Source organism: Paenibacillus sp. FSL R5-0749 (assembly GCF_038595085.1).
Classification (GTDB): Bacteria; Bacillota; Bacilli; order Paenibacillales; family Paenibacillaceae; genus Paenibacillus.
The window spans coordinates 2,423,593-2,437,402 of the sequence record NZ_CP152005.1 but is presented as its reverse complement, the minus strand read 5'-3'; the positions used below and the strand labels follow the sequence as shown (position 1 = coordinate 2,437,402).

Annotated in this window: 14 protein-coding genes; 2 read left to right on the top strand and 12 right to left on the bottom strand. The window is 46.3% G+C overall.

The genetic code is table 11. The annotated features are described in order from the left end of the window. Nucleotides 1–15 precede the first annotated feature (15 nt). Nucleotides 16–1,626, top strand: a complete 1,611-nt coding sequence (locus tag MKY85_RS10940) for a YifB family Mg chelatase-like AAA ATPase (protein ID WP_339260426.1) — start codon at nt 16–18, stop codon at nt 1,624–1,626. Between the two features lie 183 nt (nt 1,627–1,809). Here MKY85_RS10940 and MKY85_RS10935 read toward each other — a convergent pair whose 3' ends face one another. From MKY85_RS10935 to rplS, 10 genes are all read right to left on the bottom strand, one after another. Next, entirely contained in the window at nt 1,810–2,361 is a 552-nt protein-coding gene (locus MKY85_RS10935; RefSeq protein WP_339241560.1) for a nitroreductase, read from the bottom strand. Between the two features lie 293 nt (nt 2,362–2,654). Further along, the gene (locus MKY85_RS10930; RefSeq protein ID WP_342572573.1) at nt 2,655–3,830 is read right to left on the bottom strand and encodes a carboxypeptidase-like regulatory domain-containing protein; all 1,176 of its coding nucleotides are present in this window, start codon (nt 3,828–3,830) and stop codon (nt 2,655–2,657) included. A gap of 56 nt (nt 3,831–3,886) precedes the next feature. Continuing rightward, nucleotides 3,887–4,048, bottom strand: a complete 162-nt coding sequence (locus tag MKY85_RS10925; RefSeq protein WP_339241556.1) for a paeninodin family lasso peptide — start codon at nt 4,046–4,048, stop codon at nt 3,887–3,889. Between the two features lie 319 nt (nt 4,049–4,367). Beyond that, nucleotides 4,368–4,766, bottom strand: coding sequence for a YraN family protein (locus MKY85_RS10920; protein WP_342572572.1), 399 nt, complete (start codon nt 4,764–4,766; stop codon nt 4,368–4,370). Next, nucleotides 4,760–5,071, bottom strand: coding sequence for an EscU/YscU/HrcU family type III secretion system export apparatus switch protein (locus tag MKY85_RS10915; RefSeq protein ID WP_253433732.1), 312 nt, complete (start codon nt 5,069–5,071; stop codon nt 4,760–4,762). Before MKY85_RS10915 ends, MKY85_RS10920 begins: the two co-directional genes overlap by 7 nt. Next, nucleotides 5,068–7,134, bottom strand: a complete 2,067-nt coding sequence (locus MKY85_RS10910; protein ID WP_342572571.1) for a DNA ligase — start codon at nt 7,132–7,134, stop codon at nt 5,068–5,070. The genes MKY85_RS10915 and MKY85_RS10910 overlap by 4 nt, the downstream gene beginning before the upstream one ends. A 30-nt stretch (nt 7,135–7,164) precedes the next feature. Further along, entirely contained in the window at nt 7,165–7,866 is a 702-nt protein-coding gene (locus tag MKY85_RS10905; RefSeq protein ID WP_342572570.1) for a ribonuclease HII, read from the bottom strand. Between the two features lie 462 nt (nt 7,867–8,328). Next, nucleotides 8,329–9,192, bottom strand: a complete 864-nt coding sequence (gene ylqF / locus MKY85_RS10900) for a ribosome biogenesis GTPase YlqF (RefSeq protein ID WP_339241545.1) — start codon at nt 9,190–9,192, stop codon at nt 8,329–8,331. 30 nt (nt 9,193–9,222) lie between these two features. Continuing rightward, entirely contained in the window at nt 9,223–9,843 is a 621-nt protein-coding gene (lepB, locus tag MKY85_RS10895) for a signal peptidase I (RefSeq protein ID WP_339241544.1), read from the bottom strand. Between the two features lie 358 nt (nt 9,844–10,201). Next, complete coding sequence (rplS, locus tag MKY85_RS10890; protein ID WP_024630190.1) at nt 10,202–10,543, bottom strand: 50S ribosomal protein L19; 342 nt, start codon at nt 10,541–10,543, stop codon at nt 10,202–10,204. A 394-nt stretch (nt 10,544–10,937) separates the two neighbouring features. On the opposite strand from rplS, the gene MKY85_RS10885 reads away from it, so the two are divergent. Continuing rightward, nucleotides 10,938–11,903 (top strand): polysaccharide deacetylase family protein, encoded by a 966-nt coding sequence (locus MKY85_RS10885; RefSeq protein WP_342572569.1) that lies wholly within the window; start codon nt 10,938–10,940, stop codon nt 11,901–11,903. Nucleotides 11,904–11,906: 3 nt separating this feature from the next. Here MKY85_RS10885 and MKY85_RS10880 read toward each other — a convergent pair whose 3' ends face one another. After that, nucleotides 11,907–13,154 (bottom strand): hypothetical protein, encoded by a 1,248-nt coding sequence (locus tag MKY85_RS10880; protein WP_342572568.1) that lies wholly within the window; start codon nt 13,152–13,154, stop codon nt 11,907–11,909. Nucleotides 13,155–13,302: 148 nt separating this feature from the next. Continuing rightward, complete coding sequence (locus tag MKY85_RS10875) at nt 13,303–13,677, bottom strand: VOC family protein (RefSeq protein WP_342572567.1); 375 nt, start codon at nt 13,675–13,677, stop codon at nt 13,303–13,305. Nucleotides 13,678–13,810 lie beyond the last annotated feature (133 nt).

The window sequence follows — 13,810 nt, the reverse complement described above, 5'->3', positions numbered from 1 at the left end:
AGGTGTTTCTTTGTCATGTACGGAAAATTACACAGTGCGTGTTTGTACGGAATCGATGGCGTTCTGATTGAGGTGGAAACCGATTTATCCAATGGTCTGCCACAGACCTCCATCATCGGCTTACCGGATTCAGCCATTCGTGAGGCTGTTGAACGTGTTCGTGCAGCGATTAAAAACTGCGGATATCAGTATCCTTTACAGCGGATCACAATCAATCTGGCCCCTGCCGATCTGCGCAAGGAAGGATCTTCCTTTGATCTAGCCATTGCTATTGGTTTACTTATGACAAGCGGCCAGCTTGTACTTCCTCCCCAGGAACGGACACTCGTGGTTGGCGAACTGGCATTGGACGGTTCGATCAGATCCGTACCCGGCATTTTATCCATGGTGGATCTGGCCAAAAGACAAGGCTTTACGTCCATGCTCCTCCCTTATGATAACGTGGAGGAAGCGTCACTGATTCGAGGTATCCAGGTGTATGGCATTCGGCATTTGCAGGATATAGCTCCGGTAAACCCAGATCAATCAACTAGTTCAGTGGGAACACCACATCATTCAAATTCAGGACCCATTGTGTTGAAAAACTATGCTCACCTCGTTGCTCCTATAACAGATAAAACTTACAAGAAGGCGGATGGAAATGCGAGTCAAATACCATCATTTGCAGATGACTATAGTGATGTTCTGGGACAGCATCATGTCAAACGCGCGCTTATGATTGCTGCAGCCGGCATGCATAATATACTGCTCGTTGGACCACCAGGCACGGGCAAAACGATGTTAATCAAACGTTTGCCTACCATCCTTCCACCACTGTCAGAAGATGAAGCGTTAGAAGTAACCAAAGTATTAAGTGCCGCAGGCAAGTTAAAAGAAGCGCCTCAAGGCCTGATTGCAGACAGACCTTTTCGCTCCCCTCACCACACGATATCCACCTCTGGTCTGATTGGAGGCGGTGGTATACCAAAACCGGGTGAAGTTAGCCTTGCCCACCGGGGCATACTTTTTCTGGATGAATTACCTGAGTTCCAGCGTCAAGTGCTGGAGGTATTAAGGCAGCCGTTAGAGGATCGCACAGTGACGATTAGCCGGGCGCGGGCAGCATTCACCTTCCCAGCCCAGTTCATGCTCGCATGTTCCATGAATCCCTGCCCCTGCGGATATTTGTCCGCTCATTCGGAGGAGCAGCGCTGTATATGCAGTCCCGCTCGTGTTGCGGCGTATCGGGCCAAAATTTCAGGGCCATTGCTGGACCGTATTGATCTTCAGGTTGAGGTTCCTCCACCAGGCGAGTGGCGCAAGTCTGCTGCTTCCCCTTCCTCTGAAGAAATGCAGTCAAAAGTCATCCATGCTCATCACATTCAGGCGACCCGTTATGCCCAAAGTTTGGTTCGCTGGAATAGCCAGCTTTCGGGCACACTTTTGCGACGAACGATCCATCTCCCCCATGAGGCAGAGCAACTGTTAGAGCAAACACTGCAAACCTTGAACCTGAGCATGCGTGCACATGATCGGATTATCAAGATGGCACAGACCATTGCCGACCTGGACCATGATGGTGAAATTGTGACAGCTCATGTGGCTGAAGCCATACAGTATCGTCAATTGGATCTTAATTTATTTTGAGAAGTATACGAAGGAAGAACAAGTTCACCAAAAATCACAACGCGATATCATCAACCTGTAGACTGAATAGCATGGTCAAGACAAATATTTCATGCAGGTTTTAATATAGGAATATGTCCTCACAACAAAAAAACGTACAAGTGTCTCTCATGTGAGGAGAGGTACTTGTACGTCAAATTTTCATTATTCAAAAAGAGTCAGTTTGTCCTTCGCAGGTGTACGTTCTTTGGCAGAAGGAATAACATCGGGGTATCCCATGTAAACCATGCCTATAATCTTCTCACCCGCCTCTATGCCAAGAGGTTTGCGGAATTTGGGAGCGTAAAGGAATGGCTTGGTCACCCAGAATGTACCAATATCTTCACTCCAGGCTGCAAGCATAAAGTTCTGAACCAATGCACTTACCGCAGCGAAGTCTTCGTCCCAGATATTCTGTCTTGGATCTTCCTCCAGAACAACAAGCATAACGGATGGAACTTGCATAATATTCGCTGAAAATTTATTGTCTTCTCCCATTTCTGCGTCAATGGCCTCAGCCAGTTTCTTCCGCCCATTCCCGGTAAATAACAGGAACCTCCAAGGTTCACGCAGTTTATGGTTAGGGGCCCAGACTGCAGTGTCCAGCAATTCTATAATTTGCTGTGTAGGAACAGCTTCTTTTTTAAATTTTTTCACCGTGCGACGATTTTGAATCGCTTCTCTGACTACATTACTTGTTTTTGTAACTTTACTCATCGGCCGTACCTCCCTGATTATAATATCACTTGTAACCGTAACAAAGACTTACGGTCTTGTATAACTCGTTTATGACTAATCAAAAGATTATAACTCCAGATTACATCCTTGATTATACACCCTTCTGTTCAGGAGATTCAAAGGGATGGCTCCGAAAACTATGACTACAGGCGCAAGAATGAAAAAGACGACTCCGAATCCTGATCCACTAATGGCGATCATCAAGTCAGAGCCGTCTATTTGAACCAGCCAATTTGCATCGTCAGGAAATTACGATCACGTCAACGCTCGAATCAGTATGGACCTGCTCCTTCAAAAGTACCTTTAACAAAATCCATTTTGTTGTACTTCTCCTGGTTACCAGCAACATCAGTACTGTAATACTCTACCACCTTGACCTCGGGAGCAAAAAATTGGACAGGCCCTTCATAGTTCTTCCATGCTCCTCCATTGATTCGATATTGCGTTGTTTTTACACCTGATCCTTTGACTTCGTCGGTAGCCTGGAGTCTAAAGGTAAATCCTTTAATGTATGTCTTCCCATTTACGGTGTCTGTGATTGGAACTAATCTGTACTTGGTTACTGGGGGAGTAACATCTGCATCTTTCTTAAGTACGATATTAAACGTATTATGATCCCCTTGTACAAGGGTAACGTTAAGGCTAGTTTTTAAGTATCCTGTTGCTTCCCCCGTTATTGTTCTGGCGCCTGTTGGCACGCGTTTTATAAAATAGTTGCCTTGAGCATCCGTTGTTGCCGAGACTCCAGCATTCACTTTAGCTCCAGTGACTGGGTTGCCCTCCTCATCTACTACTTTTCCGCGGACGTGTGCTGCTTCTGTCAAAACAACATCTACGATTAAGGTTTTTCCAGCTTGAACATTCAAACGATCCTGTTCATAAAGCATATAATCCGCAGAATCTACCCAGATTGCAATGTTCGGATTATAGTCGAAATCAAGCCCAGTAACGGCATACCGGCCTTGCTCATTCGTTTTAACCGGGCGATCCGACGCCCCTGTTACTTTGACCAGGGCATCTGGAATCGGCTTGCCTGTTTGATCGGTTACAGATCCTACAATCGTAGAAGGTTCGTAAAGCTCAAAATTAACCAAAATCTGTTCCCCTTCTGACAAATAGTAGGTATTACGATGCCTGTCTGTCACATATCCTTCTGCTTCAATTATAAAACTGATTTCCGTATAATCCTGAACAGACTCCAGGATGGAATAACTTCCAGTGGCATCTGTCTTCACGCTTTTTTCAGTATTTTCCCCTTGGTATCTAAGAGAATACTTAATTGTTGCATCCTGGATAGGAAATCCTTCAGGATCCGTAACTTTACCTGATACCTTTGCCTGTGTAGACGGATCAGCTGCATAAGAAACGCCAGAATACATGATTCCAAACATAATGAAACATAAAGATAGTGTACTTAGTCGAATTATCCATTTGATACTTGTCTTCATCTTCTCACTACACCTCACGATATATTTATGAATCTAACGTTTCCCTCTAACCTCTTTTAACTTTCTAAAAGCTCAAGCTTCCAGAACTCCCCGTCCCAAACATATTGCCAAATGCCTTGCCCACCGTTCATGGTCTCGCTGATATCCAGCACTTCCATCCGAGGACACTCCCATACTCGTTTTCCTGTGTTGTTCGACGTATTCTGAAGCTCTTTCATACATCCCACCAACCTCTCTTTAAATTTCAACTTTTTTAGTTTATAACAAATGATACATTTTGTATCTATATTTTTAGGAAATACACTGATTTTATTATCAGTGTTTGTCTCCTCTGTTTTATCATTTCATCGTAAAATTAAAAAAAGCCACAGTTCCTGCATGATGAGGAACTGCGGCTTAAGTATAATAACTAATTTCAAGACTTCAAGGAATGCAATAATAAGACATAATTAAACTTGGATTTTGAAATAAACGAACTTCCATATCGAAATGATACATTTCGTATCTTAAGTTACAGCATTGATTTACGTGTCATGCTTAAAAAGCATTAACAATATGATTCACAGATATCGTCTCTCCTGCTTGATCAAGCATTACGGCAATTACATCGAAACGAATCTGATGTTCCGTCTCTCCCGTCATTTGCAAATAAACGGATGCAGTTGAGCGCACCTGCTGCATTTTACGCATATCAACCGATTCCTGAGGTGTACCATATTGAGCGGCTCCACTTCTGCTCCTTACTTCTACAAAAACAATCAGTCCCTCGTAAGAAGCAATGATGTCAATCTCACCGCTACGGCAACGCCAGTTCTGTCTAATGATCCGATAATCATTCTCTCGCAACCATTGACGGGCGGCCTCTTCACCTAATCGGCCCTTCTGCTGTCGTGTGAGCTTCAGACCCAGCCCCTGTCCCAATTTACGTTCTACCATGACTCATTTTCCTCACGTCCTGAGGCTATTCGATCTGCACGGTAGACATACGTTAGTACTTCCGCGACCAGTTGATACAGTTCAGCTGGAATCTGTTCATCCAGATCCAACTTGGAGAGCACCTCCACAAGTGCTGCATCCTCCTGAACAGCGACGCCATTTTCTCTGGCTTTATCTAATATGGCTTCTGCCACTTTCCCGCGCCCCTTGGCCACAACAACAGGCGCTTCGCTCTCTCCAGGGACATATTTTAGGGCAACCGCCTTTTTGGAGAGCAGGTCCGGTTGTGACGACTCGTCTTTCATACTTTCAAGTCCACCCCTTTGTATCGTTCAGGACTATAGTCCGAGGCCTTCATTTTTCGTTCTGCACCCGGTTCCTGGCCCACAGGCCACGGTTCTGACTTGAAAGTCAGCAGTTGATAACCCAGCTTATCCAACGCCTGATGGATTACCTCTCGTCCGCTCTCCAGAAGCGGTCCCATTCCTTCGCGATCATTTAATACACGTAGACTGACAATGTTGTTAACCACATGCACATCTACCAGCGTTGGCCCAAGACTTTTCATGTCCAGATCGAACCATAGACGGCAGTTGGACGCATCCAGCTCTCCACGTGGTCCACGACGTGATTGAATCTGAACAGATGCCGTTTCTTCCCCGTCCGGTCCAGTGATCGGAATAAACCAGTGCATCTGTGCAAATGTAGCACTGCGATCTGTCGTCAGCAATAACTGCTGACCTGTCAGATATTGCACGGCCTGTCCGGCGGCATCCTTAAGCGCCGCCGGTGCACCTTCGCTGCTGGCAAGCTGCAGCAGCAAACCCTTCAGCGTGTCCGCATTCGCCGGACTCGCCGCTTCCCCCACGCGCGGCTGCGCTGCCGCGCCGTGAACGGCCTGCTGCTCGTGCTCCGCACCGAGCAGCTTCAGCACGCGCCCCACCCACGGGTCCCCCTCGTGGGTGACAGGCGCGTGCACTGCCGCAGCTCCCGCAGGTGCTGCGGCACTTCCGCCAGCCGGCGGCGCATCAGCGCCGGCTGGCGTTGGCTGCGGCACGCCTCCGGCAGCCGCAGCCGCCTGGCCGCCCTGCGATGCAGGGGCGGCCTGTGCTGCCGCACCAGGCTGTGCCGGTGCGGCAGTGGACGCGCTGCGCAAGGCGTCCAGCAGCGCCAGCAGCTTGGGCGCCAGCTGCGCTGCCGTAGGCGCTGCTGGCGCCGCCTGGCCTGCTGCGGACGGCGTCCCCGCAGCAGCAGGCGTTTCAGCGCGGCCATCAGTCCGGCCGGCCGCGCCTGCTTCAGGCTGGCCTGCACTTGCACGGCCAGCCATAGATTCAGCTGCCGCCCCTGGTGTACCCGGGCGGCTACCACCCATTTCACCCGCGTCAGTCCCGCGCGGGCTCTCTCCAGGTATTCCGGTTCCAGACGGAATACTCGCACCACCTTTGCCAGCCAATTCAACGTTGCTGGCAACTGGCTTCGCCGCAGCTTCAGCACTTCCTGCGCCTCCAGCCATCTGTATGTTTCCTTTCACAGCAGCCCCTGCAACCTCTGACCCATCAGCCGTCATGGGTGTTGCTCCTGCCAATGCCGCTTGTCCTTGCTTCGTCGACAAAACAGGTGCTCCAGTTCCAGTCCCTGTTACCTGACGACCATTGCCTGATGAAGCCAACCCTTCTTCCAACTGCGCTGCATTTGGCATTACAGGTGCACCAGCCATGGCTGCTGGCTTCAGCGTAGCAGATTGTTCCCCAGTCAGTACCGGTTTACCTGTAGCTTGAGTCAGCATCGTTTCCAACTGATCAGCCAACCCGCTTAATAACTGGTGAAGAGGGGGACCAAACACCGTCTGGTGTAATCCTTTTACCGTTTCGGCCGTAACCGGAAGACCACGCTGAAAAGCAATTCCCGTCGCCTGCACCCATTCTTCCACTGGGACCTGTGCGGGTTTGGCATTCATCATATTCTGAACCATAGCCACATTATCCTTCGTGAGCGGCAAACCGCTACGCTGCATGGCAAGCAACAGTTCCCGGTTCCCTTTTGTATCCGGTAGCCCTACATCCTGTAGCAGGTTGTTCAACGAAGCTTGTGGCAGCTCAGCAAGTGTACCCGACATTGGCTTCATGACCGTAATGCCGTTTTCACCTGGAGGCTGTACTTGGAGCAATGTGGTCTCACCCGGACGGAGTGGAGTCTCCAATTTGGCGCGCACCTGCACACCTTGAATCTGTAGAACCGCATCCCCTCCATCATCGGATACACTTACCACGGAGCCACGAACCACCTGACCCTCCTTTAATTCAAGCGGCTTGGCATTCCCTGGCTTGCTGTCTCCCAATAATCCCTTGATCACGGAACCGATATTCAAATCTCTCCCCCTCCTTCCTTCAAGCCTGTATTAAAACAACGATTGCTGCTCACCAAGCAGATTGCCCAGAAAACTGCGGCGATGCATCGGGGTTGCCCCTAAAGCCATAATTTGCTCCCGATGAACTTTTGTTGCGTATCCTTTATGTATCGACAGACCATATTCCGGATATAACGTATCCCATTCTTCCTTACAGAGTCGATCTCGCGTTACCTTGGCGATGATAGATGCCGCTGCAATCGATTGACTATTGGCATCCCCTTTAATAATGGACAGTTGAGGTACATTCACATCCACCTTCTCGGCATCAACCAGCATATAATCAGGCGTTTCTCCCAACGCTTCAACAGCCCGTTTCATCGCAAGTCTCGCAGCCTGCTTGATGTTTAGCCGATCAATCGTCTCTGCATCCGCGTACCCGATACCTACCGCCAGTGCCTTTTCCATAATAACGTCATATAGTGCATCACGTTTTTTCTCCGTCAATTTCTTGGAGTCATTCACACCTTCCAGAATGAGGTCCTTGGGTAAAATAACCGCCGCTGCGACAACATCCCCAAACAAACATCCCCGACCTACCTCATCAATACCAGCAATCCGTTCAAATCCACTGTCCCAATACTCTCGTTCGTAGAGCAACAGATCCCGCGGTTCACTGGCTTCTTTTTTCTTCTTTGTTCCAATCGGGGGATCCAGTAAATTGAACCCGCTCTCTTCATTCTTTTCAACCATAATACTCATCTCCTCTACCCACGCTTCTTCAGCATGCGTATCACTTACAACTTTTTTATAATATAGACGTAGATCCTCTGTCTTTGTTCTGTACAACCTATCATCTCAGCAAAACTTTTCCTTGAGGTTTACAATAATAAAGATAGTGATGTCTTCATTTATCGGTATTTGATGGTTTAAATTGAATATATCAGACCTCGTCTAATCTAAATTGCACCACCATTCATCATAGCACGATTTAGATGCACCTGATATATGGGTCAGCCAATTCCAGAAAGCGCACTTTTCTTCAATCCTCTTCCATTTTTATCGTTTTGGACGTAAGTCCAGCTCCAATTTCGCGTTTTATACACAAAAAAAAGACCGTTCCCGGTAATCCGGTCACGGCCGCTTCTTTCGGCACTTGGATATATGAAATGAACAGATCAAGATAATGTTCTTCATCGTGTAGAGTCCATTTTTTTAATAGGGGGCTTCCATAGAGAACCGTCCCATTTTACCCGCTCGCAATTCACGCAGAAATGCTCGCGATGCCTTTTCCAAGTCAATACGTCCACCGCTTACAACACAACCACGTATACGGCCGACTTGTTCCATAATCGCAATAACACTGTCTGAATCATCTGCATCCTTGGAGAACTCCTGAAGTCCGTATCTCTCTTCCAGAGCGTCCCAGTAATAACGCATCAGGTAACTGATTCCAAAAAAGGCGATATCCTCTGCATTCAGAATTTCCTCTTTGATTGCACCCGTTACGGCAAGACGATAACCTACATTCTGATCTTCGAACTTGGGCCAAAGAATACCCGGAGTATCCAATAACTCCATTTCTTTGCCTACCTTAATCCACTGTTGCCCCTTCGTCACACCAGGACGATCTCCTGTCAACGCAATACTCCGTCCAGCCAGTCGGTTAATCAATGTTGATTTCCCCACATTTGGAATACCCACAATCAATCCGCGAACCGCACGAGGGTTAATTCCTTTGGCCAGTTGACGATCAATTTTTTCTTTCAGAAGAAGCTTAGCCTGTACCGGAATGTCTTTCACATTGGTGCCTGTTGAGGCATCCACGGGAAAGGCGGTAATTCCTTCTTTTTTGAAATATTCAATCCACTCTTGCGTCACTTTGGCATCTGCCAAATCCGCTTTGTTTAACAAAATCATCCGGGGTTTATCCAGCAATATTTCGTCAATCATCGGATTACGGCTGGAGACAGGCAGACGGGCATCCAATAGTTCGATGACCACGTCGATGAGCTTTAACTTATCCTGAATCTGGCGTCTGGCTCGAGTCATATGACCTGGAAACCATTGTATCGTCAACTTGTCTTCACCTCATTGTTTACTTCAATTTCAGTGGTTAATCCACTTAATCTGCCCGATCGGCCAGAAAATAACATCTGCACGACCAATAATATCTTCTAACGAAACGTAACCGATCATACGGCTGTCTGTACTATTTGGACGGTTGTCTCCCATGACAAACACATGACCTGCAGGCACTTTGCCATCAGGGAACTGCTCATTCGGGAAATCCTTCACGTTATATGTTCCACCATTCGCTTCAGCTGCATCAATGGCACCTTGAATATAGGTTTCATCAACCTTTTTGCCGTTAACCATCACCGTATCGTCCTGAACCTCAACCGTATCACCTTCAACAGCAATAACACGTTTGATGAAATCCCGACCTTCGGAAGGTACGTGGAAGACGATAACTTCACCGCGCTTCGGTTCTCGGATATCATATAAGATTTCGTTGACGATTACACGTTCGCCCGTTTCGAAGTTCGGCTGCATGGACGGTCCATCCACAACAAACGGTTTGAAGAGCAACCACCGAATCAGAATGACGAGAACTAATGCAATAACAATGGCTTTGAGCCATTCAACAATTTCATTTTTGGCTTTTTTGGATCGACTGTTTTTCTCTTCGGCAGGATTGCCCTGGTCCTGTTGAACTTCTTGTTCCATTCAAGATCTTCCTCTCTTCACAGTACATGATTATAGCAGTACACACATCCAGCATTTTGTATCGTTCCAATAACTCTAGGGATGGATACAAAACATTCACATCAGTTATGTAATCTTACACCAAGCATTACAATACATTTAATCCACAATTCAAATGTCTTCAGAGGTTGTTCAAAAAGTCGGTACTGAAAACCGGTCTTTTCGAACACGCACTTCGATAACTGATTTTACAAGCCTCCCGGACTATCCCACGCATGTGTTGCCATACCATTTTACTCGGAAGTGTACCTCCGGTTCAACTTTTCCCGGACAAAAACGAAAAGGGCTTGTCTCCAAGCCCTTCCCGGTATCCGTTATATTAACGAATTTCTTTAATTCTCGCTGCTTTACCGCGTAGTTCACGAAGATAATAAAGCTTCGCACGACGCACTTTACCACGGCGAGCCACTTCGATTCTATCGATTTTTGGGGAATGAAGCGGGAAAGCTCTTTCCACACCTACACCGTAAGAAATTTTACGAACTGTAAAAGTCTCACTGATTCCACCACCACGGCGTTTAATCACAACACCTTCGAACAATTGGATACGCTCACGAGTTCCCTCGATTACCTTAACGTGCACTTTCAAAGTGTCACCAGGACGAAAACTCGGAATATCCTTACGAAGTTGTTCTTGTGTAATCGCTTGAACGATATTCATCTATGACTCCCTCCTTCCGTACAGGCGTTCATACTTCTTCCAGAGATCACCTTGTCTCCTTCATTATCCATAGAGGACCGCCGTATTCCACATAACAGACTTATTGTATCACGCAGCATATCAAAACACAAGAGAAATTAAACAAAATGTCTATGGAGCCATCAGCAACACTGGAACTCCCTATCATTCCCCTAAAGCATATTCATGGACAGCAGAACGTTGAACTATTTTAATTTTTACAACTAGCTAGGGGTTCAGATATGCCGTCTCCTCTTTCTCCACGCTCTCATCTGCAAGTCAACCTGATATAGGAAAAAATACTGTAACTTCCCCTATTGAAATATCGTCTATGATATAACTTATTGATCACTTTAAAAGGAGAACCCACAGACTCATGAAATATTGGAAAAAGATCACACTTGCCCTACTCGCTATGCTCGTATGCTCCATTACACTGTATGCCTATGCCGTAACCCATCCTACAAATGCCATGTCACACAAAGCCTGTACCTCCTGGGACATCGTTAAACGCAAAGCGTTCCAGCTGTCACACACTGACTACACCCGTCAAAATGCACTGGATCGTTCCACCTTCAAGATAGAAACAGGTACGGCTACAGAAGTTCCTGTACTCATGTATCATTACATAGAGCCCGAACTGAACGATCACCAGATAGATAACAAATCCATCATTAGTCTGGAAGATTTCAAGCAAAACATGAAATACCTGCACGACGAAGGCTACCACACGATTACATTGGATCAGCTTGAACAGTATGTAAACGGGAAGCTCTCCCTGCCAAAGAAGTCCATTGTAATTACCTTTGATGATGGATATCAGAACAATTATACGTTAGCTTACCCTGTGCTTCAAAAATATAATTTTCATGCCTCACTGTTTGTCATTGGTAGTAAAATTCAAGATCAGCCTTCAGAATCTGCCCCCGCAATTGACAGTTTCATCTCCAAGCCAGAAATGCAGGCGGCAACTGACGTATTTGAATTTAACAGCCATACCTATAACCTGCATCACAAGGGATTTATGCGCTGTGGAAACAGTGTACCTGTCGGTCTAGACACCAGTCTTCTGGATGATGATATTCAGCAAATGAAGCAAACCGGAATAGACACACCTTATCTGGCCTATCCTTTTGGGTATACCAGTACACAGATGATTTACAAGTTACAGCAGCACGGATATCGCATGGCCTTTACTGTAAAGTCTGGATTTGTGCATCCAGGAGATGATCTCATGAAGCTACCTCGCTTGACGGTCACGACAGGTACTGATTTGGCAACCTTGCTTCAACCCGAATCCAGTCCGCAGAATGAATTACCCCCATCGGAGAATGACCGATAAAACCTAGAGTTTAACTTCACCGCCCGGATACAGAGTCGAGCTATACAGCCTTTTGAGCTGTGGCTTGGCTCTTTTGGCATCGGTTAGTGATAATGTCATCGGAGAGCTGGCGTAAACCAACGCTTCTTGTGCGTCATAGATGATGATCTGTTCCAGTCCACTCTGAACCAGATCTGCATGTACCGCATATCCCTCTTTCGGAAATTCGGTAACCGTTTTCATGTTTCCATCGACCAAAGAAGGCAAGACATCACCACCTCGACGATAAGCCAAAATATAATCGAGTCCACCCTCATCCCAGTTACTTACAGGCTCTATAATAGTTAACCAGCCACGAGTTGTGCGATTTTCTTTCCATATTTCTTGCCCATCATTGTTCAGCATGAACATTCCATCCTTACCACGCTCATCGCCCCGGACGATCCGGTCCAGACCTGCAATCTGTAAACCTTCCATTTCAGCAATAAAATGGCCCAGCGCAATATGCTGTGATTCAATCGAATCTTCATAACGCCATTTCTCATTGCCATAACGGTCCATCATAACCGTGACACTGCCACCGATAACAACCTCAACTTCCCCATCACCATCAACGTCTCCAAACCATATACAGTCGGCATGATCATCCAAGTTCTCACAAGACCATAATACCGTCCCATCATGGTCCAGCATGTCATATCCGGCCATCACTTCATCCTTTCCATCTCCATCAATATCAAACACCCACGGAAAATGTCCCGGATTCCCCTCATGCTTCCATAACAAATTAAAATCATGGTCAAGTGCCCATAACGTCTTATAGCGGTCTTTCAGTATAATGTCCATTTTGGATTGGTTACCAGTCAGGTTGGCAAGAATAATGCAGTCATGCGCTTCATCACCTGGCAGATCACGTGTTTCTTTGATCTCTCCGGTCCGGCCATCTAACACGAGAAATTGTTTGTTCATAACACATAGTACTTCATTATGCCCATCACCATCCCAATCTGCGATCTGTGCAGGGTAGTCTGAGCCCGGCCCACCTGCATGGGGATCAGCAGTTCCTACCTGCCATATTAAAGTTCCTTCCAGATCAAATGCAGTCAAACAGCATACCTGATGCGGAACATATCGATCATCTATGTCCCCATCTGCCTGTACCAACAACATCTCGAGTCTGCCATCTCCATTCAGATCTCCCAAGAGCATTTTGCAGCGTTCTCCGGCTTGGCTAATATCTATTTTGGCAATTTCATAGGGTTGATGATTCATAACCTTCCTCCTCAGTTGTGATTCAGCTCCAACTGAGTTCACCATATAGAAAATTCCTTTCTTTTACAACCCTGTCTAGTGCTTATGCAAAAAAGTTCAAAGTTGCAAAACTGTACATGTCAACATGAACGATTTTTTAACGAATGATTTAAACCCATTCCAAGAACTCAAGACGATTGCCAAAAGGGTCATTGATATAAAAACGCCTTACCCCCTCCTCTTCTCTTGCTTCGTCATCGACAATATGAATATGATTATCAATCAAATGATTACGCAGCTGATCCAAATGCTGTACTTGAAATGCTGGATGAGCTTTTGTTGCTGGAACGAAATCTTTTTGTATTCCAACATGTACTTGATGTCTGCCACACTCGAACCATACACCACCCCGTTTTCTTAGAATTTCAGGTTTAGGAATCTCTGTCCATCCCAATACTTCATTGAAAAAATGACGTGCTTCCGATTCACAACTTTCCGGTGCTGCGAGCTGAATATGATCTAGACCAATAATTCTATACGTCATTCATACACCACCTTTAGTTTCACTTAATGAAACCTAGTTTCAATAAGTGTACTTCCATTTTATAGAATAAACCAATCAAAATCCAGCTTCTTTTCTATATACAAAAAAAGCCAACCTTTGGTATCAAGGTCGA